28 protein-coding genes and 1 pseudogene are annotated in these 25,789 nt (G+C 58.9%); 17 read left to right on the plus strand and 12 right to left on the minus strand.

From position 1 onward, the window contains the following. Positions 1-97 precede the first annotated feature (97 nt). Positions 98-547 carry an RT0821/Lpp0805 family surface protein gene (locus ACZ5A6_RS02300; RefSeq protein ID WP_003511767.1) on the minus strand — a complete coding sequence of 150 codons (450 nt, stop codon included), beginning with the start codon at positions 545-547 and terminating at the stop codon, positions 98-100. 56 nt (positions 548-603) lie between these two features. On the opposite strand from ACZ5A6_RS02300, the gene pdxH reads away from it, so the two are divergent. After that, positions 604-1,224, plus strand: coding sequence for a pyridoxamine 5'-phosphate oxidase (pdxH, locus tag ACZ5A6_RS02305; RefSeq protein ID WP_003511768.1), 621 nt, complete (start codon positions 604-606; stop codon positions 1,222-1,224). A gap of 31 nt (positions 1,225-1,255) precedes the next feature. Here the strand turns inward: pdxH and ACZ5A6_RS02310 are convergent, their stop codons facing one another. Then, the gene (locus ACZ5A6_RS02310) at positions 1,256-2,035 is read right to left on the minus strand and encodes a TSUP family transporter (protein ID WP_162736256.1); all 780 of its coding nucleotides are present in this window, start codon (positions 2,033-2,035) and stop codon (positions 1,256-1,258) included. A 150-nt stretch (positions 2,036-2,185) separates the two neighbouring features. On the opposite strand from ACZ5A6_RS02310, the pseudogene ACZ5A6_RS02315 reads away from it, so the two are divergent. Further along, positions 2,186-2,485, plus strand: a pseudogene (locus tag ACZ5A6_RS02315) (MazG nucleotide pyrophosphohydrolase domain-containing protein); the annotation flags it as partial. Positions 2,486-2,754: 269 nt separating this feature from the next. Here the strand turns inward: ACZ5A6_RS02315 and ACZ5A6_RS02320 are convergent. The 5 genes from ACZ5A6_RS02320 to ACZ5A6_RS02340 form a co-directional block, all read right to left on the minus strand. After that, positions 2,755-3,429 (minus strand): HAD family hydrolase, encoded by a 675-nt coding sequence (locus ACZ5A6_RS02320; protein ID WP_003511772.1) that lies wholly within the window; start codon positions 3,427-3,429, stop codon positions 2,755-2,757. A gap of 6 nt (positions 3,430-3,435) precedes the next feature. After that, entirely contained in the window at positions 3,436-3,873 is a 438-nt protein-coding gene (locus ACZ5A6_RS02325) for a bleomycin resistance protein (RefSeq protein WP_174061571.1), read from the minus strand. Positions 3,874-4,148: 275 nt separating this feature from the next. After that, positions 4,149-5,564 (minus strand): metalloprotease TldD, encoded by a 1,416-nt coding sequence (tldD, locus tag ACZ5A6_RS02330; protein ID WP_113292252.1) that lies wholly within the window; start codon positions 5,562-5,564, stop codon positions 4,149-4,151. A gap of 79 nt (positions 5,565-5,643) precedes the next feature. After that, positions 5,644-5,952 (minus strand): hypothetical protein, encoded by a 309-nt coding sequence (locus tag ACZ5A6_RS02335; RefSeq protein WP_038490085.1) that lies wholly within the window; start codon positions 5,950-5,952, stop codon positions 5,644-5,646. A 69-nt stretch (positions 5,953-6,021) separates the two neighbouring features. Further along, positions 6,022-6,546, minus strand: coding sequence for an invasion associated locus B family protein (locus ACZ5A6_RS02340; protein ID WP_003511775.1), 525 nt, complete (start codon positions 6,544-6,546; stop codon positions 6,022-6,024). A 441-nt stretch (positions 6,547-6,987) separates the two neighbouring features. Here ACZ5A6_RS02340 and coxB point away from each other — a divergent pair, with 441 nt between their 5' ends. From coxB to ACZ5A6_RS02400, 12 genes are all read left to right on the plus strand, one after another. Next, on the plus strand, positions 6,988-7,851 hold the full coding sequence (gene coxB / locus ACZ5A6_RS02345; RefSeq protein ID WP_019564187.1) for a cytochrome c oxidase subunit II: 864 nt from the start codon (positions 6,988-6,990) through the stop codon (positions 7,849-7,851). 17 nt (positions 7,852-7,868) lie between these two features. Continuing rightward, the gene (gene ctaD, locus ACZ5A6_RS02350) at positions 7,869-9,578 is read left to right on the plus strand and encodes a cytochrome c oxidase subunit I (RefSeq protein ID WP_003511781.1); all 1,710 of its coding nucleotides are present in this window, start codon (positions 7,869-7,871) and stop codon (positions 9,576-9,578) included. 381 nt (positions 9,579-9,959) lie between these two features. Beyond that, positions 9,960-10,913, plus strand: coding sequence for a heme o synthase (gene cyoE / locus ACZ5A6_RS02355; RefSeq protein ID WP_065688067.1), 954 nt, complete (start codon positions 9,960-9,962; stop codon positions 10,911-10,913). Further along, positions 10,913-11,044, plus strand: a complete 132-nt coding sequence (locus ACZ5A6_RS02360) for a hypothetical protein (RefSeq protein WP_013635615.1) — start codon at positions 10,913-10,915, stop codon at positions 11,042-11,044. The genes cyoE and ACZ5A6_RS02360 overlap by 1 nt, the downstream gene beginning before the upstream one ends. Positions 11,045-11,086: 42 nt before the next feature. Continuing rightward, positions 11,087-11,716, plus strand: coding sequence for a cytochrome c oxidase assembly protein (locus ACZ5A6_RS02365; protein WP_003511786.1), 630 nt, complete (start codon positions 11,087-11,089; stop codon positions 11,714-11,716). 63 nt (positions 11,717-11,779) lie between these two features. Continuing rightward, positions 11,780-12,655, plus strand: coding sequence for a cytochrome c oxidase subunit 3 (locus ACZ5A6_RS02370; protein WP_003511788.1), 876 nt, complete (start codon positions 11,780-11,782; stop codon positions 12,653-12,655). Positions 12,656-12,755: 100 nt separating this feature from the next. Continuing rightward, the gene (locus ACZ5A6_RS02375) at positions 12,756-13,142 is read left to right on the plus strand and encodes a DUF983 domain-containing protein (protein ID WP_019564184.1); all 387 of its coding nucleotides are present in this window, start codon (positions 12,756-12,758) and stop codon (positions 13,140-13,142) included. 10 nt (positions 13,143-13,152) lie between these two features. Further along, on the plus strand, positions 13,153-13,887 hold the full coding sequence (locus ACZ5A6_RS02380) for an SURF1 family protein (RefSeq protein WP_013635617.1): 735 nt from the start codon (positions 13,153-13,155) through the stop codon (positions 13,885-13,887). 63 nt (positions 13,888-13,950) lie between these two features. Then, positions 13,951-14,997 (plus strand): 4-hydroxy-3-methylbut-2-enyl diphosphate reductase, encoded by a 1,047-nt coding sequence (gene ispH, locus ACZ5A6_RS02385; RefSeq protein WP_019564182.1) that lies wholly within the window; start codon positions 13,951-13,953, stop codon positions 14,995-14,997. 92 nt (positions 14,998-15,089) lie between these two features. Then, positions 15,090-16,058: a homoserine kinase gene (locus ACZ5A6_RS02390; protein WP_003511797.1), complete on the plus strand. Its 969-nt coding sequence runs from the start codon at positions 15,090-15,092 to the stop codon at positions 16,056-16,058. Then, positions 16,055-16,495 (plus strand): ribonuclease HI, encoded by a 441-nt coding sequence (gene rnhA / locus ACZ5A6_RS02395; protein WP_003511799.1) that lies wholly within the window; start codon positions 16,055-16,057, stop codon positions 16,493-16,495. Before ACZ5A6_RS02390 ends, rnhA begins: the two co-directional genes overlap by 4 nt. Before the next feature lie 128 nt (positions 16,496-16,623). Next, positions 16,624-16,932 carry a Dabb family protein gene (locus ACZ5A6_RS02400; protein WP_013635620.1) on the plus strand — a complete coding sequence of 103 codons (309 nt, stop codon included), beginning with the start codon at positions 16,624-16,626 and terminating at the stop codon, positions 16,930-16,932. A 67-nt stretch (positions 16,933-16,999) separates the two neighbouring features. On the opposite strand, the gene ACZ5A6_RS02405 is transcribed toward ACZ5A6_RS02400, so the two are convergent. Further along, on the minus strand, positions 17,000-17,485 hold the full coding sequence (locus tag ACZ5A6_RS02405; RefSeq protein WP_003511803.1) for a peroxiredoxin: 486 nt from the start codon (positions 17,483-17,485) through the stop codon (positions 17,000-17,002). 122 nt (positions 17,486-17,607) lie between these two features. Further along, on the minus strand, positions 17,608-18,456 hold the full coding sequence (locus tag ACZ5A6_RS02410) for a protein-disulfide reductase DsbD domain-containing protein (RefSeq protein WP_464111038.1): 849 nt from the start codon (positions 18,454-18,456) through the stop codon (positions 17,608-17,610). A gap of 162 nt (positions 18,457-18,618) precedes the next feature. Between ACZ5A6_RS02410 and ACZ5A6_RS02415 the strand changes: the two genes are divergently transcribed. The 3 genes from ACZ5A6_RS02415 (at position 18,619) to ACZ5A6_RS02425 (ending at position 20,797) form a co-directional block, all read left to right on the plus strand. Continuing rightward, a complete protein-coding gene (locus ACZ5A6_RS02415; protein ID WP_003511807.1) occupies positions 18,619-19,224 on the plus strand; it encodes a YqgE/AlgH family protein in 606 nt (201 codons plus the stop codon). Positions 19,225-19,331: 107 nt separating this feature from the next. Further along, positions 19,332-19,523 (plus strand): CsbD family protein, encoded by a 192-nt coding sequence (locus tag ACZ5A6_RS02420; RefSeq protein ID WP_003511808.1) that lies wholly within the window; start codon positions 19,332-19,334, stop codon positions 19,521-19,523. A gap of 167 nt (positions 19,524-19,690) precedes the next feature. After that, on the plus strand, positions 19,691-20,797 hold the full coding sequence (locus tag ACZ5A6_RS02425; protein ID WP_003511810.1) for a zinc-binding metallopeptidase family protein: 1,107 nt from the start codon (positions 19,691-19,693) through the stop codon (positions 20,795-20,797). A 123-nt stretch (positions 20,798-20,920) separates the two neighbouring features. Here ACZ5A6_RS02425 and ACZ5A6_RS02430 read toward each other — a convergent pair whose 3' ends face one another. Genes ACZ5A6_RS02430 through ACZ5A6_RS02440 form a run of 3 tightly spaced genes read right to left on the minus strand, consistent with a single transcriptional unit; the run spans position 20,921 to position 25,773 of the window. Beyond that, complete coding sequence (locus ACZ5A6_RS02430; RefSeq protein ID WP_003511812.1) at positions 20,921-23,836, minus strand: EAL domain-containing protein; 2,916 nt, start codon at positions 23,834-23,836, stop codon at positions 20,921-20,923. Continuing rightward, a complete protein-coding gene (locus ACZ5A6_RS02435) occupies positions 23,833-24,432 on the minus strand; it encodes a GNAT family N-acetyltransferase (RefSeq protein ID WP_003511814.1) in 600 nt (199 codons plus the stop codon). The genes ACZ5A6_RS02430 and ACZ5A6_RS02435 overlap by 4 nt, the downstream gene beginning before the upstream one ends. A gap of 33 nt (positions 24,433-24,465) precedes the next feature. Beyond that, complete coding sequence (locus tag ACZ5A6_RS02440) at positions 24,466-25,773, minus strand: M16 family metallopeptidase (protein WP_174061570.1); 1,308 nt, start codon at positions 25,771-25,773, stop codon at positions 24,466-24,468. Positions 25,774-25,789: the final 16 nt, after the last annotated feature.

A 25,789-nucleotide genomic window follows, 5' to 3' on the forward strand; every position in this document is an offset into this window, starting at 1 on the left:
ACAACGTCGACTGTGGCAATAAGTTGCTAAGCAGTTGTTTACGGGGAATGCGCGCTGCCATGCGGCCGGATTAATTCCGCGCGCCAGGGTAAACAGTTTATTTCTGTTCGAAGCGGGTGAGTAACCATTCGCCGGTTTCCGACAGGCAGGCCTGTCCGGCATAACTCGCAACACCTTCGAAAGAGTGGCGTGTCGTCTTGAAATCGCGGCAGACGAAACCGCTGGACTTGTCTTCGTGAATGGTGGTGACGACACCAGCGCTGCCGGTTGCGGCATTGGCCCAGGGCAGGGGCTGTTCCGCGAGTTTGGTGAGATCCGCCGATGTGACCGCATTGCGGATGGTCGCGTCGTCGGTCTGCGGGTTATTATTGGGCTGGTTGGGAACGGAGGCGGTGGAAAGCGAGCGATCGACCTTGTCGCCGCCGAACAGGTCAAGGCTGACGCATCCGCTCAGCACCACAAGCATTGACACGATGGCGGAAACTTCCGCTATCGATGAAAGGAGGCCCTTTGTTCGACTGTTCGACTTTGCTATGACGGTCACCATCTTTCGCCAGAGATCATCTCTGGGGTCCAAATCAGCTCGGGAGCATTTTAGTCAATATGTCGGAAACGGGGTTAACATCCAGTGACTTCACTGAAGAAAATGAACCGTTCACGCTTTTTGCCGAATGGCTGAAGGACGCGACGGCCTCCGAAATCAACGATCCGAACGCGGTAGCACTCGCAACCGTCGATGAAAACGGCCTGCCGAATGTGCGCATGGTGCTGCTGAAGGACGTCGACGATCGCGGCTTCGTTTTCTATACGAATTTCGAAAGCCAGAAGGGGCGCGAGATCCTGGGCCAGAAAAAAGCGGCCATGTGTTTCCACTGGAAAAGCCTGCGCCGGCAGGTGCGTCTGCGCGGCGAGGTGGAGATCGTTACCGACGCGGAAGCGGATAGCTATTACGCCTCGCGTCCGCGCGGAAGCCGCATCGGCGCCTGGGCGTCGAAGCAGTCGCGGCCGCTGGAAGGCCGGTTTGCGCTGGAAAAGGCGGTTGCCGAATACACCGCGAAATATGCGATCGGCGATATTCCGCGCCCCTCCTACTGGTCCGGTTTCCGCATTCGCCCGGTCAGCATCGAGTTCTGGCACGACCGCAAGTTCCGCCTGCACGACCGTGTCGAATTCCGCCGCGAGACGCCGGATGAACCGTGGTCCAAGGTCCGCATGTATCCTTGAAAGCTGCAGGGGGCAGGCCGTCCTTGCCTGCCTATTTCAGCAGCGAATCAAATAGCGGCAGGCCGATGACGGCGGAAATGGCGATCAGGCCGTAGCAGATGCGCCTGAACGCCGCCTCGTCGGCAAGCCCGTGCAGCCGCGCACCGGCATAAAGACCCGCCCCGTAAAACGGCAGGGCCAGCAGGAAAAAAACAAAGACGTCAGCGGTGAACAGGCCACCAAAAAAATAGCTGGTGGCGGATATCACGGTCGAAATCGCGAAATAGAGAATGACATTGGCGCGCACGAAAGCGCCCTTGAGGGCGCCGCCAAGCCAATAGGCGACGATGGGTGGACCGCCCAGTTGCGCCGCACCTGAAAACAGCCCGGCAACAAGCCCGGTGAACAGGGTGAGCGGCGTTTTCGGCCGGCCGCTGTAACGCCAGCCGGAAACGAGAAATAACAGCAGCACGACAACCACGATGGAAATGATCCAGCGCAGGGTGAGCGGATCCCCGCCGGAAAGCAGCAGCGTTCCAAGCGGGACGCCGACAAGCGCACCGGCTGCCATGGTGAAGACTTCACGCCGGTCGGCCATGCGCCAGGCCGGCGGTATCATGCCGAGCGTCAAAACGCCGTCCACCACAAGAAGAACCACCGAGGCGATGCGCGGGCCGACAATGGCGCTTGCCAGCGGAATGAAGATGAGGGCCGCACCAAAGCCGGAAAAGCCGCGGGCAAGTCCGGCGAGAAAGGCGGCGCCCGCAAACATGGCGAGCAGCGTCGGACTATGCGCGATGATGAGAGCCGAGAAAAAATCGAGGAGAGGCATGGGTGACTGCATGGGTTTCGAATACCTCTTTATCCCGCATGCAGGCACCTGTCGCGGAAATTTCAGCTGATTATCGCACGATACGCTTTCGAAACGACGCCGCCGGAGAATCGTGATCAGAGTTGTATCTCACGAACAAAGGATGAACAAATGCTTGCTGTCTTGATGCGCCAGTTTGAAGCTGCCTCACAGAAATACGCCGAGGAAAATGGGATCATCCGCGATCCCGACTGGTATATGCTGAAGCTTCAGGAGGAGGTTGGTGAGGTCACGCAGGCCTGGAACCGGATGACGGGGCGTGGGCGCAGCAAAGACAGAAGCGAAGAGGAGATGAAACTCGATCTTGCCGACGAAACCGCCGATCTCTTGGGCCACGTTTTGCTGCTCGCCCATTATAACCGCCTCGACATCGAAGCATCGATAGAGCGCAAGTGGCGTTTTACACCGTCGGTTTGTTTGCGGGGAGGGACGCGGCCCTACCGCTGCGGCTCTGTCGCTGCCGCGATTATGAGAGCGAAACGATAGAGAGCAGAGCTGCGAGAATGGCGGCCACCGGCGTCATGACCTGCCGCAGGGTAATCTGAAATGCGGAAAGAGCGAGCGATATCAGCGCCGCGCCGTTTATGGATGTGCCGACAAATGAATTCGCGCAGGATCGGCCTGTCAGCCTATATGTGAGGCTCCATAAAGACCAATGGCTAAAGGCATGTGACGCGTCTTCATGCCTCTGATAACGGCGCCTGTTGCAGGAGGCCGGCAACCGCATGAAGATCGGTTGAAACGGCAATGCATTTTTCCCGCATTTCCTCAGTCGGCGGCGCGACATCCGGCACCATGATCGTCATCATGCCCGCCGATGAGGCGGAGCGCACGCCGTGCCAGGAATCCTCCAGCGCCAGGCAACGGCCCGGATCGATGCCGAGACGTTTTGCGGCAGTAAGATATGGCATGGGCGACGGCTTCGGCTCCGAATAGTCGCCGCGGGCGACGATGGTATCGAAACGTTTGAGCAGGTCATAGGGGCCGAGATGACGCGTGACGGAATCGTGCCGCGAGGAAGTGGCGATGGCGCGGCGTATATCAAGCCTGTCGAGAAGATCGAGGATTTCGACGACGCCGGGTTTCAGCGCCACGCCTTCCGCCATCATCACGGCAAGATGCCGGAGCCAGGCGTCACGGAAGCTGTCGATCGGAAAATCCGCGCCATAATCGGCGAAAATGGTGCCGGTAATGACATCCCACGGGCTGCCGCAGACCTTCTGATAGGTCTCTACCCGCATTCCGTGGCCGCCCTCATCTGACGCGGCCAGAAAGGAATCGCGATAAAGCGTCTCGCTTTCGATCAGCAATCCGTCCATGTCGAAAACGACAGCATGCGGGAGAAAAGGCAACATGGCGGCTCAACCGAACCGGAAGGGGCGTTCGCCGAGGCTTTCGAACGGGCGGAGCAGGTAACCGTCCGGATCGGCGACGATGAATTGCCGGTTGCCGACCTCGACTGTGCCGCGCCTGTACCATTTTTCTTCTGACGGCAGGACAAGATCGATCGAGGCCCGCTCAAGCCGCGCGAGGATGGGCAGCAGGGAAGGAACGGCAAGTTGCAGATTCATGCCGCGGCCCATCGGAAATTCAAGCGCTGCATTTTCCGCCACGAAGGTCCGGGTCGCACCGATCTGGTCGATCATCAGTTGCGCATCACCCAGCGCCAGATAGGCAAAGCCCTCTTCGGCGCGCTCATAAACCACATGAAAACCGATCAGGTCGCAATAAAAAGCGCGGCTTTTCTGCCAGTCGCTGACGGCTAGTTCCGGGACGAGGGCATTTCGTATGATGGTCATGGTCTCCTTTGCCGCGCAGGCCCGGCGATGGGAGGCGTGGCCTGCGGTAATGGGGCGATATTATCGTCTTCCGGGTGACTTGCCAGAGGAATCCTCATCATGGCAGCCATGTGCGGAGTTGTGGGCTGAAGCGGGTTCAACTTTTCGTCCTGCCACAGCTTTTCTCACCTCATGCCGGACATGGTCTGGCACCCAGTCAGCCCAAGTCCTTGGGCTGCAAAGACTCATCTCGCCAAGCGGACGCGGGTAGGCTGGATTCCGGCTCGAGGCCGGAACTACGCCTTCGTGCCGCCGACGGTGATCTGGTCCATGCGCAGATGCGGCTGGCCGACGCCAACCGGAACCCATTGCCCGGCCTTGCCGCAATTGCCGATGCCGGTGTCCAGTTTCGAATCGTTGCCGATCATCGAGACGCGTTTCATTGCGTCCGGCCCGTTGCCGATCAGCATTGCACCCTTCACCGGCGCGCCGATCTTGCCGTTCTCGATGAGATAAGCCTCGGTGCAGCCGAACACGAACTTGCCTGATGTGATATCCACCTGACCGCCACCGAAGGAAACGGCATAGATGCCCTTCTTGACGGAGGAGATGATCTCCTCGGGCGTCTTGTCTCCTGACAGCATGTAGGTGTTGGTCATGCGCGGCATCGGCACATAGGCATAACCCTGCCGGCGGCCATTGCCTGTCGCCTTTGCACCCATCAGCCGGGCGTTCTGGCGGTCCTGCATGTATCCCACCAGCCTGCCGTTCTCGATCAGCACATTATAGGCCGACGGTGTTCCCTCGTCGTCGACGGTGAGTGAACCACGGCGGCTGTCGATGGTGCCGTCATCCACCACAGTCACACCCGGGGCTGCCACCATCTCGCCCATCAGGCCGGCAAAGGCCGAGGTTTTCTTGCGGTTGAAATCGCCTTCGAGGCCATGGCCCACAGCCTCATGCAGCATGACGCCGGGCCAGCCGGAGCCGAGAACCACATCCATGGTGCCGGCCGGCGCATCGACGGCGGTCAGGTTGACGAGCGCCTGGCGCAGCGCTTCGTCCGCACCGCGCTGCCAGTTCTCCGTGGTAATGAAATCGCCAAAGCCGACGCGGCCGCCAATGCCGTAGGAGCCGCTCTCCTGCCTGTCGCCGTCACCTGCGACCACGGAAATATTGATACGGGTCATGGGCCTGACATCGCTGACGCGATGGCCATCGGCGCGCAGAATATCCACCACCTGCCAGCTTGCGGAAATCGTCGCCGTCACCTGTCGGACATTCGCGTCTTTGTCGCGCAAATAGGCATCGATATCGGTGAGAAGCTTCACCTTCTCCTCGAAGCTCGGGCTGCCGATCGGGTTTTCGTCGCCGTAGAGCTTTTTGTTAGTGCGTTGTGGGGCTGCGGCATAGGAACCGGAATAACCTCTGGTCACGGCGCCGACAGCATCCGACGCCCGCTTCAGCGCAGCCTGCGACAGCTCGCCCGCATGGGCGTAGCCAACGGTCTCGCCGGCAACGGCGCGCAGGCCAAAACCCTGGTCGGTATTGAAGGAGCCGCCCTTCAGGCGGCCGTTATCGAAGGTCAGCGATTCGGCCTGCGCATGTTCGATGAACAACTCGCCATCGTCTGCGCCGGTGAGTGCTTCCGCGACCAGCTTGCGCAACTGCGTCTCGTCGCAATCGAAGAGATTTACAAGGTCGTTGGTCATGGGAGGCTCCAAACTGAATAGTGTCTGGCAAGCATGTAGGATTGTGGGGCGTCGGTGGCAAGCCAAAGCGTGATTTGGCTCAAGTCAGCTTGAATATGAGGTGCACGAAAAAAGCCATGGCCACATAGACAGGGACGCTATGGAGAAGAACCAGCAACGTCAGACGTCCCCAGTGCTCAGGCGGATTCGGCACGACGCGTTCCCAGTGGAACTGCGACAGAATATTCCCAGTGACAATCATAATCAGCATTTGCGGCTGCGCGTTTCCTACCATGAAATCGGGCAAGAGGCCACTTTCATGAGCAAAGCTCACCGCAAAAGCAAATAGTAGAAGTACCAGAAAAACGCCGCAAAACTGACGGAGGGTTACCGGTTTTCTATATTTCATGATATCCGAAAATAGTTAAAGCAATACTTTCATGGTAGAGTTTTAGTCTCTCGGATTCAACCTTATTGTTTAAGGAAGCGCGTCGTAGCCTTCGGCAAAGCCGGTGAGTTCGATCGGAATACCGACACGATCCTGATCGACGGATTCACGCAGCGCGAAAACCGCGTTCTTGCCGGCGCGCAGAACCTTCAGCAGCTCGTCGTCAATATCGACCTCGACATAGCAGCCTTCGGAGAAGCAGCGGGTGAAATAGGCGCGGCCAATATTGTTGTTGTCGATATAAAGCTCCATGCCGTCCTTCAGAAGCACGCCAAGCGGTGCGAGGATACGCAGGATGCGCGACTTGCGGTCCGCGGTTTTCAGGACCACCACCGAAAGCCCCACTTCCGGGCGGTCGTCGGCAATCACGTTCTGCATCAGGGCGCATTGATCTTCGGATGCGCCTGCCGGCTTGTCGCAGATCACCGACCATGCTCCATGCGTCGACTTCGGCGTTCCGGGCGGCTGCTGTTGCGCCAGCGCCGCTGCGGCGGGAGCGATGATGGCAAGACCGGCGGCGGCAAGAAAAGTGCGCGCGAGCGGGGAAAGACGCATGGATACCTCTGGGATTCGAATCAGTGCGGCTATTTTGACGCCATAATCCGGAAAAAAAAGCCTTGGTACCTCAATTCCAGCCGAGTTGGGCGGAAATAGGACCTGTTGCCAAGTGCAGGCGCCTGATTTGACCGTGCGGCAGCCGGTGCCTGGTGGCTCAAGCCTGCTGCAAAAGCGCTGCCAGCAGGGGCTGCGCCGGATTTTGACCATTGCCAAGCGCACCTGAAATATCTTGCGGGATACGGGACATGGGAAACTCGGCTGCGACGAACAATGGTGAAATTGGCTTACATCCGTGTCCTTACGCATATTGCGGCAGAGGACAAACTGTGGTTTGAAGTTAGTACCATAAGCATGGATTCTGCGTCTGTAATTGATCAAGATCAGACGCGTGAGGGAGAGGGTACCGTGACGAATAGGATTTACGCAGCATTGGCGGGGATGACCTGTCTGCTCACGGCTGTCGGCGCCCACGCCGATCAGCCGGTGCATTGGCAAATGGGCATGCAGGAGGCCGCCACGCCGATCATGCACGAAATACGCTGGTTTGAACAATATACGCTCTGGTTCATTGTTCCGGTTACGCTTTTCGTTCTTGCGCTGCTCATTATCGTCGCCTTGAAATTCCGTGCAGCGAAAAATCCGGTGCCGTCCAAGACCAGCCACAACACCGCGATCGAAGTGGTGTGGACACTTGCGCCGGTTCTCATTCTCCTGTTCCTCGCTTTCCCGTCGTTCAATCTTCTGAACGCGCAGCTGACGCAGCCGGAAAACCCTGATCTGACGCTGAAGGCGACTGCGACGCAATGGCTCTGGAACTACGAATACAAGGCTGCCGAGGGCGCCGAGCCACTCGCCTTCGACAGCTATCTGCTGAAAGAGCAGGATCGTGCAGCTGCAGGCAAGGAGGACAAGGCCCGCTACCCGCGTCTTCTCGCGGTAGACAATGAAATGGTCGTTCCGGTCGGCAAGACCGTTCGCCTTCTGGTGACGGCGGCGCCTACGGATGTCATCCACGCCTTCGCCATGCCCGCTTTCGGTGTTAAGATCGACGCCGTTCCGGGCCGCCTCAACGAAACTTGGTTCAAGCCGGAGAAGGAAGGCCTTTATTACGGCCAGTGTTCCGAGCTTTGCGGCAAGGACCACGCCTTCATGCCGATCGCCATTCGGGTGGTTTCCGAACAGCAGTACAATGCCTGGCACGCCGCCGCCGCTTCAGATCTGAACGGCGCGAACCGGGCACTGATGGCCTCCGTCGATGGCGCTCCGCGCACGGTCGACGTTGCCGCCAACGAAACCAACTGAGACCTGGAGTGACGACAATGGCTGGACCTTCCGCACACGACGATCATCACTCGCATGGTCAATCCGCTCATGATGGGCACGCGCATGATGATCATTCGCATGATCATTCCCACAAGCCGGGCTTTTTCGCCCGCTGGTTCCTGTCAACCAACCATAAGGACATCGGCACGCTCTACCTGATCTTCGCCATCATGGCGGGCATCATCGGTGGTGGGCTTTCGGTTGTCATGCGTATGGAGCTGCAGGAGCCGGGCATCCAGATCTTCCACGGTCTGGCCTCCATGGTTTACGGCTTCGAGGGCGATGCTGCCATCGACGGCGGCAAGCACATGTTCAACGTGTTCACGACAGCGCACGCGCTCATCATGATCTTCTTCATGGTCATGCCGGCGATGATCGGCGGCTTTGCCAACTGGATGATCCCGATCATGATCGGCGCTCCTGACATGGCTTTCCCGCGCCTCAACAATATTTCCTTCTGGCTGATCGTTCCGGCGTTCATCCTGCTGCTCCTGTCGCTTTTCGTCGAAGGTCCGGCGGGCGGTTACGGCGTGGGTGGCGGCTGGACCATGTATCCGCCGCTTTCGACCAACGGCATGCCGGGACCGGCGGTGGATCTTGCGATCTTCTCGCTGCACGTTGCCGGCGCGTCGTCGATCCTTGGCGCCATCAACTTCATCACCACAATCCTCAACATGCGCGCTCCGGGCATGACGCTGCACAAGATGCCGCTTTTTGCCTGGTCGGTTCTGGTCACCGCATTCCTGCTGCTGCTTTCCCTGCCGGTTCTGGCTGGTGGCATCACCATGCTTCTGACCGACCGTAACTTCGGCACGGCATTCTTCTCGCCGGAAGGCGGCGGTGATCCGATCCTCTACCAGCACCTGTTCTGGTTCTTCGGCCACCCGGAAGTATACATCCTGATCCTGCCCGGCTTCGGCATCATCAGCCACATCGTGTCCACCTTCTCCAAGAAGCCGGTCTTCGGCTATCTCGGCATGGCATACGCCATGGTCGCCATCGGCGCTGTCGGCTTCATCGTGTGGGCGCACCACATGTACACGGTCGGCCTTTCGCTGGAAGCGCAGCGTTATTTCGTCTTCGCAACCATGGTCATCGCGGTGCCGACAGGTATCAAGATCTTCTCGTGGATCGCGACGATGTGGGGTGGTTCGCTGACCTTCTCGACCCCAATGGTCTGGGCAATCGGCTTCATCTTCCTGTTCACGGTCGGCGGTGTTACCGGCGTCCAGCTCGCCAATGCCGGTCTCGACCGTTCGCTGCACGACACCTACTACGTCGTGGCGCACTTCCATTACGTTCTGTCGCTCGGCGCGGTCTTCGCGATCTTCGCCGGCTGGTATTACTGGTTCCCGAAGATCACCGGCTACATGTACAACGAGTTCATCGGCAAGCTCCACTTCTGGGTGATGTTCGTTGGCGTGAACCTGATCTTCTTCCCGCAGCACTTCCTCGGCCTTGCCGGCATGCCGCGTCGTTACATCGATTATCCCGATGCCTATGCCGGCTGGAACCTGGTGTCTTCCTATGGTTCCTATATCTCGGCCGTTGCCGTGTTGATCTTCCTCTTCGGTGTTTGGGAAGCCTTCGCCAAGAAGCGGATCGCTGGCAACAATCCCTGGGGTGAAGGTGCGACGACGCTCGAATGGCAGCTGTCCTCTCCGCCGCCGTACCACCAGTGGGAACAGCTTCCGCGCATTCGCTGAATGCCGGACCGGAGTTCGCGGGCAGGGCTTGCGAACTCCGGAAGCTGAAAAGAGGGGATGGTGTGGGCTTATCCGCGCCGTTTCCCTAGAGGCGGACGGAGTCTGCTGCTGCGTGAGGCATTTTGTCCAAGCGAAGCTTTTCGTACGACATGATAAAAGCCAAGTGCTGCCACTATGAATGGGCAGACGCAGCAGGGCGACGGAACGGGCGTGGCGATATGCCAGGCGCATGGCATCGGGTCTTTGACCCCGGTGCTGCTTGTGCCGGAACGTTCGGACCAATGAATTGACGCACCGTGCACGCCGAAAACGACACTCTGTTTTCGGGCTGGTGCAAGGGATGCCGCGGCAAGCGGCATCTGAAGAAAAACAGGATACGAAATGACCGTCATCGACAATCGCGAAATGCTTGGCCTGGAAAGCTCCGAACTTTCGGAAGCCGGCGCGCGCGATTATTTCGAGTTGCTGAAACCGCGCGTCATGTCGCTCGTCGTCTTCACGGCGTTTGCGGGCCTCGTGCTGGCGCCGGGCCACATCAACCCGGTCCTCGGCCTCATCGCCATTCTCTGTATTGCAGTCGGTGCCGGCGCATCCGGCGCGCTCAACATGTGGTACGATGCAGATATCGACGCCGTGATGAGCCGCACCGCCAAGCGGCCGATCCCGTCCGGCCGCGTAGCACCTGGCGAGGCCCTGGCCTTCGGGCTGACGCTCTCGGCCTTTTCGGTGGTCATCCTCGGGCTTGCGGTCAACTGGTTCTCCGCCGGACTGCTCGCCTTCACCATTTTCTTCTACGCCGTCGTTTATACGATGTGGCTGAAACGCTCGACACCGCAGAACATCGTCATTGGTGGTGCTGCCGGCGCTTTCCCGCCCATGCTTGGCTGGGCCTGCGTCACCGGCGGCGTTTCGCTTGATAGCGTCATCCTCTTCCTCATCATCTTCTTGTGGACACCAGCCCATTTCTGGGCGCTGGCGCTGTTCAAGATGCGCGACTACGGCTCCGTCGGCATTCCGATGATGCCGAACGTGGCGGGCGAGCGCTCCACCAAGAACCAGATGATCGTTTACGCCGTGCTGACGGCTGCAGTTGCGGTCGCGCCGTATTTCACCGGTCTGGCGAGCCTCGGTTATGGCATTTTCGCCGCCGTGCTGAGCGCGATCTTTGTGTACTGTTCGCTCGATGTCCGGCGCATGCCTGACGGTGACGAAAAAATGCTGCCCGCCAAGAAGATGTTCGCCTATTCGGTGCTTTACCTCTTCGCCATCTTCTCCGGCCTTTTGGCCGATCATTTCGCTCCGGCCCTGAAAGCCGTGATTTCGGGAGTTTTTTGATGGAAACCGTGGAACTGAGCGCGGCGCAGAAAAAATCGAGGCGCGGGCGCAACGTCGCGCTCGGCGTCTTGCTCGCCGGTCTGGTGGTACTGTTTTACGTCATCACCATCATCAAGATCGGCTCGCATTGACGGCCTGACATTGAGGGCATGATCGGAGGAGAGGAGGGGGACATGGCGAATACTGGGGCAAATATCGGGGCAGACAAGGCAACCGCCGGCACGCAGCGGGTGAGCAATCGCTCCATCCTCGTGCTCTGTCTCGTGTTTTTCTGCGCTATGATCGGCATGGCCTATGCCGCCGTTCCGCTCTACAGCCTGTTCTGCCGCGTCACTGGCTATAACGGCACGACCCAGCGCGTCGAGCAATATTCCGACGTCATTCTCGACAAGACCATCAACGTCACCTTCGACGCCAATACGTCGAATGGCCTCAACTGGGATTTCCGCCCGGTCGACAAGCTGGTCACGCCGAAAATCGGCGAGACGGTGCAGATCAATTTCAAGGCGACGAACCGCTCAGCGGTGGCAACCACGGGCACGGCGGTCTTTAACGTCACGCCCATGGAAGCAGGCGCTTATTTCAACAAGGTGGAGTGTTTCTGCTTCACCGAAACGACGCTTCAGCCGGGCGAAACGCTCGAAATGCCGGTGGTGTTCTTCATCGATCCGGATATCGCCACGGCGCGCGAAACGAAGAACATTCATACTTTGACGCTGTCCTATACGTTTTATCCGGCCAAAACCGAAAAACCGGTTGCGTCCTTGCCGGTAAAGACTGAATCTGGCGAAAGCAAATTGTGAGAGGAGACTCGGGCCTTCTGAGCAGGGCCGGGTCTGGGAAGAGATACCAGGGGATTGTCACACATGGCAGATACGCATCAGAAGAACCACGACTACCACATCATAGATCCAAGCCCCTGGCCGCTTCTGGCCTCGATCGGCGCCTTCATTCTGACCTTCGGCGGCGTCTGTTACATGCGTTACCTGTCGGCTGGCTCCTTCAAGCTGTTCGGCATGGAACTGGCCAATCCCTGGCTGTTTTACATCGGTCTCGTCATCGTGCTTTACACCATGTACGCATGGTGGGCAGACACGATCAAGGAAGCCAATGAGGGTAGCCACACCCGCGTCGTTTCGCTTCACCTGCGTTACGGCATGATCATGTTCATCGCCTCTGAGGTGATGTTCTTCGTCGCGTGGTTCTGGGCCTATTTCGATGCCAGCCTTTATCCGCACGAGGCCATTCAGGCGTCCCGCCTCGAATATACCGGCGGTCAGTGGCCGCCAAAGGGCATCGAGGTCATCGATCCCTGGCACCTGCCGCTCTACAACACCGTCATCCTGCTTTTGTCGGGCACCTGCGTGACATGGGCGCACCATGCCCTGCTGCACAATGACCGCAAGGGGCTGATCACCGGTCTCGTCCTCACCGTTGCGCTCGGCGTCCTGTTCTCGACCGTGCAGGTTTACGAATACATGCACGCCCCGTTCGACTTCAAGAACTCGATCTATGGCGCGACCTTCTTCATGGCGACCGGCTTCCACGGTTTCCACGTTTTCGTCGGCACGGTTTTCCTGCTGGTCTGCCTGCTGCGCGCCATTGCCGGCGGCTTCACGCCGAAACAGCATTTCGGCTTCGAAGCAGCTGCCTGGTACTGGCACTTCGTTGACGTCGTCTGGCTGTTCCTGTTCTTCGCGATCTACATCTGGGGCGGCTGGGGCGCGCCGCTGGCGGAGTGATGCGGTTTGTTTTCTGACTCGGAGGGCGGCATCTGCCGCCCTTTGTGTTTAAACAGGCGGGCCGGACGGAGGTTTAACCGGCCCAAGGCGGGAGGCCATCATGTCTGAACCCGGAAACGGCGGCTTTGCGCCGGTGGACCCAATAAAAGTCGGGCTGAAGGGCTGCTGCCCGCGTTGCGGCAATGGCAGGCTGTTCGACGGCTTCCTGACCCCGAAACCCGCATGCAGTGCTTGCGGGCTGGATTACGGCTTTGCCGATGCGGGTGAAGGCCCGGCCGTCTTTGTCATGCTGATCGTCGGTTTCCTTGTCGTCGGGCTGGCGCTTTGGTTCGATCAGCGTTTTGCGCCGCCCGTCTGGGTGCATGTCATGCTCTGGTTGCCTTTTGCGGTGATCGTCTCCCTCGTGCTGCTGCGCAAGATGAAGGGCATCATGATTGCGCTGCAATACCGCAACAATGCAAGCGAAGGCAGGCTTGATCGTGAATGAGGTTTCCCACATGAAGGCGGCGGAAAGACGCATCTGGTTTGCCGCGCCGCTCGTCCTTTTGGCACTTGCCATCCTTCTCGGGCTAGGCACATGGCAGGTGAAGCGGCTTTACTGGAAAGAAGCGCTGATTGCCGATATCGAGGCGCGGCGCAACGCAAGTCCGGCCACGCTCTCGCAGATCGAAGCCATTGCCAAAAGCGGCGACGAAATTGAATATCGCAGGGTCAACGTTTCCGGCGTTTTCGATCATGCCCGCGAGCGGCATTTCTTCGCCACCCACCAGGGCAGAACCGGCTATTACATCTATACTCCGCTGTCGCTTGCCGATGGCCGCATCCTCTTCGTCAATCGCGGCTTCGTGCCGTTTGAGATGAAGGAGGCGACGAAGCGGCCTGAAGGGCAGGTCGCTGGCGAGGTGGAGATCAAGGGGCTGGCGCGCGCGCCGCTCGTTGCAAAACCGTCTTCCCTGCTGCCGGATAACGATATCGCCAAGAACATCTTCTACTGGAAGGATCTGGCGGCCATGGCGTCGAGCACCGATATCCCGCCCAACAGGCTGGTCAACCTGTTCGTGGATGCCGACGATGCGCCGAACCCCGGCGGCTGGCCACAGGGCGGCGTGACGCTGATAGATTTGCCCAACAATCACCTGCAATATGCGATAACGTGGTATGGTCTGGCGGCGGCCCTTGTCATCGTCGCCGGTTTTGCCTATTTCCGGAACGGTAAGGCGCAAGGTGAATAACGCGCGCCCTGTCCGGTAAGGCTGGCTACCGGGCAAGGGCAAGGAGCACGCCAAGGAGCACGAATGAACATCGCCGTTTCCAAACCCCCTTTGACGATAAGGCTGTGCGGACCGCGCGGCTTTTGCGCGGGCGTGGACCGGGCGATCCAGATCGTCGTGCTGGCGCTGAAAGCCTATGGCGCGCCGGTCTATGTCCGCCACGAAATCGTCCATAACCGATACGTGGTCGAGGGGCTGGAAGCCAAGGGCGCTATTTTCGTCGAGGAACTGCACGAAATCCCCACCGAGCATCGCGAGCAGCCGGTGGTCTTTTCCGCCCATGGTGTGCCCAAATCCGTGCCGGAGGATGCGCAGGCGCGCAACCTGTTTTATCTCGATGCCACATGCCCGCTCGTCTCCAAGGTCCATAAGCAGGCCATGCGCCACCAGCGCCTCGGCCGCCATGTCGTGTTGATCGGCCATGCCGGTCACCCTGAGGTCATCGGCACCATGGGCCAGCTGCCCGAAGGTACCGTTTCGCTGGTCGAGACGGTGGAGGATGCCGGCACCTATGAACCGGTGGACCGAGAAAACCTCGGTTTCGTTACCCAGACAACGCTGTCTGTCGATGATACCGCAGGCGTTATTGCCCGGTTGCAGGAACGTTTTCCGGCCATTCAGGCGCCCGCCGCCGACAGCATTTGTTACGCCACCACCAACCGTCAGGATGCGGTGAAGCAGGCGGCCCCCGGCTGCGATCTCTTCATCGTGGTCGGCGCGCCCAATTCGTCAAACTCGAAGCGGCTGGTGGAAGTGGCGCTGCGCGCTGGCGCCAAACATTCGGTTCTGGTGCAGCGTGCGGCGGAAATCGACTGGGATGCGATCGGCGATATCCGCACCGTCGGTCTTTCGGCGGGCGCTTCCGCGCCGGAGGTCATCGTTGATGAGATCATCGAAGCCTTCAAGGCGCGTTTCGATACGACGCTCGATCTTGCCGTCACGGTGGAGGAAACGGAACATTTCCTCGTCAACCGCGAACTGCGCAGCATTGAGCTGACGACGGACGACATGGCTTTCGTGAACGGCAATGCCAGCAATGCCCTGCCACCGAAAGCCGCCACTGGCGCCTAGACCGGGATGGCGAGATATGTGAGTGGTCCCCACCGCGCATATGTCATCCCCTCTTCAGATTTTCACTCCATCCTTCATCAAGAGATTTGAAATTGGCAGTTTATACGGACATCACCGAAGATGATCTGAGGAATTTCCTCATACAATACGACGTTGGCAGCCTCACATCCTATAAGGGCATTGCCGAAGGCGTTGAAAACTCCAATTTCCTGCTGCATACGACGAAGGATCCACTGATCCTGACGCTTTACGAAAAGCGTGTGGAAAAATCCGATCTGCCGTTCTTCCTCGGTCTCATGCAGCATCTGGCCGCCAAGGGTCTGTCCTGCCCCTTGCCGCTGCCGCGCAAGGACGGGGAACTGCTGGGCGAATTGTCCGGTCGCCCAGCGGCGCTGATCTCCTTCCTTGAAGGCATGTGGCTGCGAAAACCGGAAGCGAAACATTGCCGGGAAGTCGGCAAGGCGCTGGCCGCCATGCATCTGGCCGGTGAGGGGTTCGAGATCAAGCGCCCCAATGCACTCTCCGTCGATGGCTGGAAGGTGCTATGGGACAAGTCTGAAGACCGCGCCGACGAGGTGGAGAAGGGCTTGAAGCAAGAGATCCGCCCGGAAATCGATTATCTCGCCGCCCATTGGCCGAAGGATTTGCCCGCGGGCGTCATCCATGCGGACCTGTTTCAGGACAACGTTTTTTTCCTCGGTGACGAGCTTTCCGGCCTCATCGATTTTTACTTCGCTTGCAACGACCTGCTCGCCTATGACGTGTCGATCTGCCTAAATGCCTGGTGCTTCGAGAAGGATGGTGCGTACAACGTCACCAAGGGCAAGGCGCTGCTGGAAGGTTACCAGTCAGTGCGCCCGTTGAGCGAGGCGGAACTGGATGCCTTGCCGCTTCTGGCACGCGGCTCGGCGCTGCGCTTCTTCCTGACCCGCCTCTATGACTGGCTGACGACGCCGGCGGGCGCGCTGGTGGTGAAGAAAGACCCGCTGGAATATCTGCGCAAGCTGCGGTTCCACCGCTCCATCAGTCATGTCGCCGAATACGGGCTGGTTGGCGAATGAAACATGTCGATATCTTTACCGACGGCGCCTGCTCCGGCAATCCCGGTCCGGGCGGCTGGGGTGCCGTGCTGCGATATGGCGAGACCGAAAAGGAATTGTCCGGCGGCGAGGCCGATACCACCAACAACCGCATGGAACTGCTGGCGGCCATCTCGGCGCTCAACGCGCTGAAAAGCCCCTGCGAAGTCGATCTCTATACCGACAGCGCCTATGTCAAGGATGGCATCACCAAGTGGATTTTCGGCTGGAAAAAGAAGGGCTGGAAAACCGCCGATAACAAGCCGGTCAAGAATGTGGAACTGTGGCAGGCGCTGGAGGCGGCGCAGGAGCGCCATAAAGTGACGCTGCACTGGGTCAAGGGCCATGCCGGCCACCCGGAAAACGAGCGCGCCGACGAATTGGCACGCAAGGGCATGGAGCCTTTCAAACGCCGGTAACGGAAGTCTGATTTCTTCCATGCGGCCCTGATCCGGCCCAACCGTGATAAGGGATTGTGAAAACTGAAACCCGATCTATCTTGTCGTCAAACAGTTGGACGATGTTCCAGCGGAGGAGAGGCATTCAGATGATCCTGCATTGTGTATTTCTACGGTTCAAGGCTGCAACGGCATCCTCTGAAAAACACGCGGTGTTTGAGGCAATTGCGGCCCTCAAAGACGTGATACCCGGCATAATCGACGTGAAATACGGCCAGAACGTTTCGCCGGAAGGCCTGAATGGCGGTTTCGTCGATGGCTTCATCGTGACGTTGGACAGCCCGGAAGCCCGCGACGAATATCTGGCGCACCCACAGCACATGGAAGTCGGTCAACGTCTGGTCTCGCTGACCGATGGCGGTCTGGCCGGGCTTCTGGTGTTTGATATGAACGTGTGAAAAAAAAGGGCGGTTTTACCGCCCTTTAATGGATACTGTACTTCATTCGCCACGACAGAGAGGTGGCTTAAAGCTGCTCGATCATCGCTGCAGCGGCCGAGACCGTCGCCTGGCCGGGATTTTCTTCCACGTTGAGCGATGTAACCACGCCGTCTTTCACCAGCATCGAATAGCGCTTGGAGCGCACGCCAAGGCCACCGCCGGAGAGGTCGGCATCGAGGCCGAGCGCCTTGGTGAAGGCGGCGTCCCAGTCGGCGAGGAAGTGAATTTTGCCCTGGCCGCCGGACGATTGTGCCCATGCGCCCATGACGTGCCAGTCGTTGACGGAAACGACGGCGATGTCATCCACGCCCTTTGCGAGAATGGCGTCGCGGTTTTCGAGGTAGCCCGGCAGGTGGTTCAGCGAGCAGGTGGGAGTAAAAGCGCCGGGTACGGCGAAAAGAACCACCGTCTTGCCGCCAAAAAGCGCATCGGTGGTGGTTTCCACCGGGCCATCGGCGGTCTTTTCCTTGAAGGTTGCGGAAGGCAGTTTTTCGCCGATCTTGATAGTCATGTCCATGCTCCTATGGCCGTTTGGTTCGCGCGACTATAGAGCAAGGAAAAGAAAACTGTCATACGGTTTTCGCGGGAAATTCCATGGCTGAGACAGCCGTTCGGGATATGCCGCCTGAACGGTCAGGGCTTTGGAAAATTGAGCATGGTCTCCATGGTCCGATCGCCGGATTTGACAAGAATAGGCCAGCTGTTGCCCTGCACCTGATAGGTTTTTGGCAAGCCCTTGATGTTCATGTAGAAGGAGAGCTTGCGCTTGTCTCGCACCAGGTTCTGCGGCTCATAATAGGCAAAACCGGAGGGGCCGGCGATGAATATCTCGGTCTCCTTCGGCGCGTTTTCCGGCAGCTGCAATTGCACGCCAAGCATGGTCTTGTCGGGCGTGATGTGGAAATCGACAACCTTGAAATCGTCGGATGCAGCCTCTGGCAGCGTCTCGCGCGCCTCTTCCAGCAATCGCCGCTCTTCGTGGTCGTCATCGCCCGCATTGCCGCGGCTGATCGAAAACGTCGCCTCAAAGGGAATGCAGATATTCTGGCAGACGCCGATGAAGGCGGTGAGGTCGATATTGCCTCCCGCTTTGGCGTCCACGGCTTTCAACTGAAAGGGAATGCTGACGGCGTGATCGTAGCCGATATCGGTGATATCGCCGTTCTCAATGAGTTTGGGAACAGGATAGGCCATCGATGTCAGGCTTACACCGCTTGCCGGATCAAGCGTGATCTTGGGCGGTATTCCAGCTTCGCCTGGTTCGCGCCAATAGGTTATCCAGCCGTCTTTCGGCTCGATCTGCAACACGCCGCGCACCACGCCGTCCGCATCCATGGCAAGGCTTGCCACACGCATCTGGCCGCCTTCACTTCTCGCCCAGTCGGTAATTTGGGCCTGCGCTACTTGCCCGCCACCGAGAAGGGCGGCGAAGGCAACAGCGAGGCGAAGATGTGAAAATCGAAAGAATGTCCTGACGCTCATTCTTTCCGTCTAACCCAACATCGCCCGATGGACCAGTTACGAATTCGTGCGGTTCATCATTTTCGGTTGATTGATCGGGCGCGATGCCGCATCCTGTGCTTTGTCGAAGTGCGAACGCCGCTTTCCCGTTCAACGATGGAATTCGGCAAGCTGGAGGCGCCGGTGAGCTTTTCAACCCTGATGGACAAACGCGAACGTGGCTTTTTTGACAGCCAGTTCCTCATTGCGATGCCGGGGCTGGACAATGGCAATTTTGCCCGTTCGGTGGTCTATATCTGCGCCCATTCGGATGCTGGAGCCATGGGTTTCATCATCAACCGGCCGCAGCAGATCACCTTCACGGATATTCTGCTGCATCTGAAGCTGGTGGACAGCAACGACGCCATCATGCTGCCCAACCGCACCCGGGAATTTCCGATCCAATGCGGCGGCCCGGTCGAATCCGGGCGGGGTTTCGTGCTGCATTCCGATGATTATTTGAGTGAATCGAGCATTCCGGTCAGCGACGACATTTCCTTGACGGCGACGCTGGATATCGTGCGCGCCATTTCCAACGGTCGCGGCCCGCAAAAGGCTACCATGATGCTCGGTTATGCCGGCTGGGGTCCGGGTCAGCTGGAAAACGAGATCGCCAATAATGGATGGCTGAATTGCCCGGCGGCGGAAGAGCTGATTTTCGACCGTGGACTGGACAACAAATACGAGCGGGCGCTTGCGCTTATGGGTGTGGATGCTCGCATGCTTTCTGCGGAAGCCGGCCACGCCTGATTTTTTCGTGATGCTCCTTTTGTCGACTGCTGGAACCAATCTCAATCCCTGACGTTAACAGTCCCGAAAGCCGCACAGACAGTACGGCTCAACTAGGGAGCAGTAACATGGGTAGCACATCAGACAAGATCGCCGGTACAGCCAAGGAAGTTGCTGGCAAGGTCAAGAAAAACGTCGGCGAAGCAACCGGCAACAACGAGCTGCGCGCCAAGGGTGCCGCTCAGGAAACCGAAGGCAAGGTACAGAAGAACGTCGGCAAGGCCAAGGATGCGGTCAAGGGTGTCGTTGATCGTATGTAATGCCACCTGACGGGCTCCCGTGTCTTTGATGCGGTGCTTTGGAGCGCATGTGTTATCGCACATGCGCTCTTGTCGTCTGGAGGCCTGACGGGCGGGTTTGTTACGCCTTTCACCTTGGTCTCTTATATTCGCCTTCACCCAATTCATCCACCGCAAGGGTTTCATGAATGAAGCTTTTTTCCTGCGCTTCCTGTGGCCAGCCTGTCCACTTCGACAATCGTTTCTGCGTCTCTTGCGGCCATCGTCTGGCCTTCGTGCCGGAGCGCCTTTCCATGGAAGCGCTGGCGCCTGCGGGAGAGCCGAACTGGCAACTTGTTGCCCAGCCGGAAAGACAGGTGCGGTTCTGCGCCAATGAGGTGAACGACATCTGCAACTGGTCCGTGCCGGCGGAAAGCCAGAACGCCTTTTGCCCGGCCTGCAGCCATAACCGTCTCGTGCCAAATATCGCGACGGATAAGGGCATCGAACAATGGCGCGGCATCAGCCAAGCACAGCGGCATTTGTTCTATTCGATATTGCGTCTCGGCCTGCCGCATCCCAACCGCGATGCCGATCCTGTCGGCGGGCTAGTCTTCGACTTTCTGGTTGATGAGGTCGCGCCTGACGGTTCCGTCATTCCCGCCATGACCGGCCACGACGAGGGCCTGATCGCCATTCGCGCGGCAGAGGTGGATGATGCGACGCGCGAGCAGGTGCGCGCCAACATGAACGAGCCCTATCGCACCATGCTTGGCCATTTCCGCCATGAGGTCGGGCATTTCATCTGGAACAAGCTGGTTCGTGATGAGAACCGACTGGAGGCCTGCCGCGCGGTATTCGGCGATGAGCGCGAAGACTATGCCGCGGCGCTACAGCGCAACTACGAGCAGGGGCCGCGCCCCAACTGGCAGGAAACCTTCATAAGCGCCTATGCCTCCGTGCATCCCTGGGAGGATTTTGCCGAGTGTTTCGCGCATTATCTTCACATCGTCGATACGCTGGAAACCGCGCGCGCCTTTGGCGTGGCGATAGACCCCGACGGACATGAGGAAATGGCGGCGGAGGTCACTTTCGATCCCTATAATGCCCGTAGCGCCGCACAACTGGTCAAGGCCTGGATTCCGCTCAGCGTCGCCATCAACTCGATCCAGCGCAGCATGGGGGAGGCGGACCTTTATCCCTTCGTGCTGGCCCCGCCTGTTGTGAGCAAGATGGAATTCATCCACGACCTGCTACACGGCAGGATCGACGCGATGCCTCAACAGCAGATGCAGCAGTTCTCGATGGCGCAGTGAATACGAGACACGAGAAGTCATAGTCAGGAAACGCGTCATTTCCTTCTCCCGTCATTCCGGCTCAATGCCGGAGTGACGGCGGTGGATGGAGTAGCCATTTACCACCCCATACTCCAGTTCCTCTTACGAAGCTCGCTTCGTCGGCTGGAACCGCTCACGCAGAAGTTTCAGCGCCGCATCCCCGGAAACCGGTGTGCCAAACAGGAAGCTCTGGCCGAAATGGCAGTTCATGCGTGAGAGTTCCGCCGCATCCTCAGGCGTTTCAATGCCTTCCGCAACCACCTGCATATCGAGCGCGCGCGCCATGGCGATAACGGAGCGCAGCAGCACGTTTCGCTTGTCGCTGGTATTGGCCACCAGTGCCTTGTCGAGCTTGATCGTGTCGAAGGGGAAGCGGGTGAGATAGGCAAGTGACGAATAGCCGGTGCCGAAATCGTCCATGGCGAGGCTGATGCCCGTTTCCTTCAGCTTGGAAAGCACCAGCCGCGCCTGTTCCGGGTTTTCCATCACCACGGATTCCGTCAGCTCCAGCTTCAGCTGCTGCGGATTACAGCGCGTTCGCGTCAGCATGCCGCGCACGTCGTTATACAGTTCGTTATTCAGCAATTGCGCGCTGGAAATATTGACGGAGATGAAGATCGGCATCTTCTCGATGGAATGCTGCCAGTCCATCAGGTCGGTCGCTGCCCTTTCCAGCGCGAACATGCCGAGCGGTTCAATCAGGCCGGAGGCTTCCGCGATGGGGATGAATTCGCTCGGCGGAATGTTGCCGCGTTTGGGGTGTTCCCACCGCATCAGCGCCTCGAAACCGGCCAGCGCGCCATCGTCAAGCTTGACGATGGGCTGATAGGCGAGCGACAGCTCCTTGCGCTCGATGGCGCGGCGAAGATCGCTTTCCATTTGCAGGCGGTCGGTGCCGGACGTGCGGAAAGCGGGACGGAACGGCTCGACGCGGTTTCCGCCAGCGCGCTTGGCGCGGTACATCGCCAGTTCCGCATCGCTCAAGAGACCTGCGGCACTTTCCTGCTGGTCGATCCATGAAACGAGGCCGATGGAGGCGGTGAGGATGATTTCGCGATTGGCGAAATTGATCGGCACCATGATTGCCTTGTTCACCGCATCGGCGAAATCGGCCACCCGCTGCGGATCGCGCTCCGAGGTCAGGATCAGGCCGAATTCATCGCCGCCGAGACGCGCCAGCGTATCCTGCGGTTTCAACAGGCGGCGCAGACGCCGTGTCAGCGCGATGAGGATATTGTCGCCTGCAGCAATGCCGAGCGTATCGTTGACCAGCTTGTAACGGTCGATATCGATCGCCATCACCGTCGGGCGCACGCCGTCGCTTTCAGGAGAGAGGTTGAGGATCGATTGCAGGCGGTCGAGGAAGACCTGCCGGTTTGGTAGCCCGGTCAGATTGTCATTCATCGCATCCTGCAACAGCCGCTCCACCGAGTTCTTCTGCTCGGTGATGTCGGTGATGGTGCCGACGCAGCGGATGATTTCGCCGTTGGAGCCGAGAACCGGGCGGGCGCGGATTTGCAGCCAATGGAAATGTCCGTCTTCAGCGCGAATGCGGAATTCGTGATTGAGGCGGCCCTTGCGATGGTCGAGCAGCACGTCGAGCGTTGCCTTGAACCGGTCGCGATCGTCAGGATGCAGGCGCGGCAGCCAGTTGCGCGCAGCACCATGCATCGTGCCGGGCTCCAGCCCCAGACGGTTGGAAATGTCAGGTGTGGTGACGATGCGGTCGCGCGTCACGTCCCAGTCCCACACGGTATCGCCGCTGCCCGTCAGTGCGAGAGATTGCCGTTCGAGATCGGAAAACAGGCCCTGCTGATAGGCGCTGCCGGCAAAGGCGTGCTGGATGACTGTGAAGCCGATCAGAAGCACGATCAGCACCAGCCCGCCGCCAAGCGCCGGCTGAACGATGTCGTTGTCCAATTGTCCGGTCACCGTCAGCCAGCTGCCGAACAGCCAGACGAGGATGAGCGCCCAGGATGGAACGAGCAAAATCGCCCGGTCGTAACGGTTGAAGCCAAGATAGATGATGAGTGCGATGCCGGCCGTCGCCGTCAGCGCGAAGGAGACGCGCGCGATACCGGAGGCGACCGAAGGATCGTAAATCGCGACGCCGAACAGCAGCGCCAGACCCACCACCCAGGCAAAGGTCGCATAACCCAGATGCGCGTGCCAGCGGTTTAGATTGAGATAGGTGAACAGGAAGACCACGAAGCTGGAGGCGAGAGCCACTTCGGCGCCCGCCCTCCATATTCGCTGATCGCTGGATGTGACGGTGATGAGTTTTTCAAGGAAGCCGAAATCGACGCAGATATAGGCGAGCACCGCCCAGGCGAGCGCGGCCGACGCCGGCAGAACCGAGGTTCCCTTGACGACGAACAGGATGGTCAGGAGCACGGCCAGCAGGCCGGCAATGCCGAGAACGATGCCGCGATAGAGCGTGAAGGCGTTGATCGTATCCTTGTAGGCTTCCGGTTCCCACAGATAGATCTGCGGCAATTGCGGTGTCGACAGCTCGGCGACGAAGGTGATGACGGAGCCGGGATTGAGCGTGATGCGGAAGACGTCGGCATCCGGGCTTGGCTGCCGGTCAAGCGCAAAGCCTTCGCTCGGTGTGATCGCGATGATGCGCTGCGAGCCGAGATCGGGCCAGAACAGCTTGGAATTCACCAGACGGAAATGCGGTGCGACGATAACGCGCTCCAGCTGCTCTTCCGAGACGTTGGCGAGCGCGAAGACGGCCCAGTCGCCCTGATGGTCGGTGGAGCTGGCACGCACCTCGATACGGCGGCGGATGCCATCCGGACCGGGCGCGGTCGAGACCTGAAAGGCTTCACCCTGATTGGCATAGATATCGGTTGTCGCGGTGAGATCGAGCGCCGTATCGTCACGGGAAATCTTCACCGGCTCGAAGGCGTAGGAAAGAGACGAAAAAAGCAGGAAAAACAGGAAGAACGGCGCAGCCAGTGCAATTGCCGCCAGACGTTTCGACAGGCACGGCGCAGAGTGAGTGTAAGTCATGTATCGTACTTCGTTCCACTGGAGCTTTGCTTGTCGGCAAGAAGGGAAAACATCGTATGATCCCGCCATTGGCCATTGATTTTCAGGTATTCCCGCAAGAGGCCTTCCCGCTGGAACCCGGCATTTTCGAGAAGCCGGATGCTTTTGAAGTTTTCCGGAATACAGGCTGCCTCGATACGGTGCAACTGAAGTCCGTTGAAGATATAGGGTATTACCAATTTTAATGCGGCAGACATATGGCCTTGCGCGGCGTAGCGTTCGCCCACCCAATATCCTATCATGCAGCTTTGTGCAGCACCCCTCCTGATATAACCGATGGTGATGCCTCCAACGAGCAACGTCTCCTTCTCGAACAGCAGAAACGACACGGCGGTGCCGGAGGAAAACTCTTGGCCGTTGCGCACCACACGCGTGCGGAAGGAGCCTTCCGTCAGTTCGTCCGGGCGCCAGGTGGGTTCCCATGGCTGTAGAAACTGACGGCTTTCCGAGCGCAGAACGTGCCACTGCTTGAAATCGCCATAGCGCGGCAGTCTGAGAAGATGGTTGGCGCTGCGCAGTTCCGGGGTGTCGTTATGTCGGGAAAGAAAACGCAGCATTCACCATCCCTGTACGGAAAGAAACCGCAACCCTCAGCCGTTCGCCTTTATCCTTGCGATCCTTGCGGGCTGCTGCGCGGAAAGCGCGGCAGTAATGTCTGAAAGAGGCGGCAGCTGTTCGAGCGGGCCAATTGCAGACAATGTCGGAACTGTATCGAAAAACAGCCGTCCTGCAAGATCGGTCAGGCGTTCCCGCGTGATGTCGTTCAGGCGCTCCATCATCTCCTCATTGGGGATGGGCCGGCCGTAAAGCATCATCTGCCGTGCCATCTGGCCGGCACGGGCTGCCGGGCTTTCCTGACCCATCAGCAGTTGCGCGCGGATTTGTGCGCGGGCGCGGTCGATTTCTTCCTGATGAATGGTCTGGGAAGACTTGCGCAACTCGTCGACGATGACGGGCATCAGTTCCGGCAGGTCGTTGCCGCCGGTCGCCGCGTGCACGCCGAAAATGCCGGTGTCGGAAAAACCCCAATGGAAGGCATAAACGGAATAACAAAGGCCGCGGGACTCTCGCACTTCCTGGAACAGGCGCGATGACATGCCGCCACCGAGAATATTGGCGAGAATTTGCGAACAGTAGAAATCGCGGGCGTGATAGGCCTTGCCCTCGAAGCCGAGAAGCACCTGCGCGTCCATGAGGTCACGGGTCTCGCGGATTTCCCCGCCGGTATAGATCGCCTTTTCGAGAACCGGCGTGGTGACCGGCAGCTGCGGCAGCGAGGCAAAACGTTCTTCCACCTGCTTCACGAAGCTCTGGTGGTCGACAGCACCTGCTGCAACGACGAAGATGCGATCCGTTGTATAGTTGCGGGCGAGATAATGCCTGATCTGGGCGCTGGTGAAGGATTGCACGGTTTCCGGAGTGCCGAGGATCGGGCGGCCGATGGTCTGGTCGCGATAGGCGACGCCGGAAAAATTGTCGAAAATCACATCGTCAGGCGTATCGGTGGCGGCACCGATTTCCTGGAGGATGACGTTTTTCTCCCGCTCCAACTCGTCTTCGTCGAACAGCGACTCCGTCAGGATGTCTGCAAGAATATCGACGGCGAGCGGAACGTGGTCTTTCAGGACGCGGGCGTAGTATGAAGTTGTTTCCGTCGATGTCGCGGCGTTGACTTCGCCGCCGACATTTTCGATCTCTTCGGCGATCTGCCGGGCGGTACGGCGCGCCGTACCCTTGAAGGCCATATGCTCGAGAAGATGGGCGATGCCGTGCTCGGCAGTCGTCTCGTTGCGGGACCCGGATTTGATCCACACCCCAAGAGCAACGCTTTCGAGATGCGGCATTCTTTCCGTGACAACGGTCAACCCGGACGAAAGCCGGGTCACATTAACTCTCATATCAAGTCTTTCCGCG

This window comes from Agrobacterium sp. 6Ca8 (assembly GCF_055382765.1).

Excerpts from the sequence above, each read along its gene's own strand:
- ACZ5A6_RS02300 (WP_003511767.1), bottom strand. The coding sequence starts at position 547 with ATGGTGACCGTCATAGCAAAGTCGAACAGTCGAACAAAGGGCCTCCTT.
- pdxH (WP_003511768.1), top strand. The coding sequence starts at position 604 with ATGTCGGAAACGGGGTTAACATCCAGTGACTTCACTGAAGAAAATGAA.
- ACZ5A6_RS02310 (WP_162736256.1), bottom strand. The coding sequence starts at position 2,035 with ATGCCTCTCCTCGATTTTTTCTCGGCTCTCATCATCGCGCATAGTCCG.
- ACZ5A6_RS02320 (WP_003511772.1), bottom strand. The coding sequence starts at position 3,429 with ATGTTGCCTTTTCTCCCGCATGCTGTCGTTTTCGACATGGACGGATTG.
- ACZ5A6_RS02325 (WP_174061571.1), bottom strand. The coding sequence starts at position 3,873 with ATGACCATCATACGAAATGCCCTCGTCCCGGAACTAGCCGTCAGCGAC.
- tldD (WP_113292252.1), bottom strand. The coding sequence starts at position 5,564 with ATGACCAACGACCTTGTAAATCTCTTCGATTGCGACGAGACGCAGTTG.
- ACZ5A6_RS02335 (WP_038490085.1), bottom strand. The coding sequence starts at position 5,952 with ATGAAATATAGAAAACCGGTAACCCTCCGTCAGTTTTGCGGCGTTTTT.
- ACZ5A6_RS02340 (WP_003511775.1), bottom strand. The coding sequence starts at position 6,546 with ATGCGTCTTTCCCCGCTCGCGCGCACTTTTCTTGCCGCCGCCGGTCTT.
- coxB (WP_019564187.1), top strand. The coding sequence starts at position 6,988 with ATGACCTGTCTGCTCACGGCTGTCGGCGCCCACGCCGATCAGCCGGTG.
- ctaD (WP_003511781.1), top strand. The coding sequence starts at position 7,869 with ATGGCTGGACCTTCCGCACACGACGATCATCACTCGCATGGTCAATCC.
- cyoE (WP_065688067.1), top strand. The coding sequence starts at position 9,960 with ATGACCGTCATCGACAATCGCGAAATGCTTGGCCTGGAAAGCTCCGAA.
- ACZ5A6_RS02360 (WP_013635615.1), top strand. The coding sequence starts at position 10,913 with ATGGAAACCGTGGAACTGAGCGCGGCGCAGAAAAAATCGAGGCGCGGG.
- ACZ5A6_RS02365 (WP_003511786.1), top strand. The coding sequence starts at position 11,087 with ATGGCGAATACTGGGGCAAATATCGGGGCAGACAAGGCAACCGCCGGC.
- ACZ5A6_RS02370 (WP_003511788.1), top strand. The coding sequence starts at position 11,780 with ATGGCAGATACGCATCAGAAGAACCACGACTACCACATCATAGATCCA.
- ACZ5A6_RS02375 (WP_019564184.1), top strand. The coding sequence starts at position 12,756 with ATGTCTGAACCCGGAAACGGCGGCTTTGCGCCGGTGGACCCAATAAAA.
- ACZ5A6_RS02380 (WP_013635617.1), top strand. The coding sequence starts at position 13,153 with ATGAAGGCGGCGGAAAGACGCATCTGGTTTGCCGCGCCGCTCGTCCTT.
- ispH (WP_019564182.1), top strand. The coding sequence starts at position 13,951 with ATGAACATCGCCGTTTCCAAACCCCCTTTGACGATAAGGCTGTGCGGA.
- rnhA (WP_003511799.1), top strand. The coding sequence starts at position 16,055 with ATGAAACATGTCGATATCTTTACCGACGGCGCCTGCTCCGGCAATCCC.
- ACZ5A6_RS02400 (WP_013635620.1), top strand. The coding sequence starts at position 16,624 with ATGATCCTGCATTGTGTATTTCTACGGTTCAAGGCTGCAACGGCATCC.
- ACZ5A6_RS02405 (WP_003511803.1), bottom strand. The coding sequence starts at position 17,485 with ATGACTATCAAGATCGGCGAAAAACTGCCTTCCGCAACCTTCAAGGAA.
- ACZ5A6_RS02410 (WP_464111038.1), bottom strand. The coding sequence starts at position 18,456 with ATGAGCGTCAGGACATTCTTTCGATTTTCACATCTTCGCCTCGCTGTT.
- ACZ5A6_RS02420 (WP_003511808.1), top strand. The coding sequence starts at position 19,332 with ATGGGTAGCACATCAGACAAGATCGCCGGTACAGCCAAGGAAGTTGCT.
- ACZ5A6_RS02425 (WP_003511810.1), top strand. The coding sequence starts at position 19,691 with ATGAAGCTTTTTTCCTGCGCTTCCTGTGGCCAGCCTGTCCACTTCGAC.
- ACZ5A6_RS02430 (WP_003511812.1), bottom strand. The coding sequence starts at position 23,836 with ATGACTTACACTCACTCTGCGCCGTGCCTGTCGAAACGTCTGGCGGCA.
- ACZ5A6_RS02435 (WP_003511814.1), bottom strand. The coding sequence starts at position 24,432 with ATGCTGCGTTTTCTTTCCCGACATAACGACACCCCGGAACTGCGCAGC.
- ACZ5A6_RS02440 (WP_174061570.1), bottom strand. The coding sequence starts at position 25,773 with ATGAGAGTTAATGTGACCCGGCTTTCGTCCGGGTTGACCGTTGTCACG.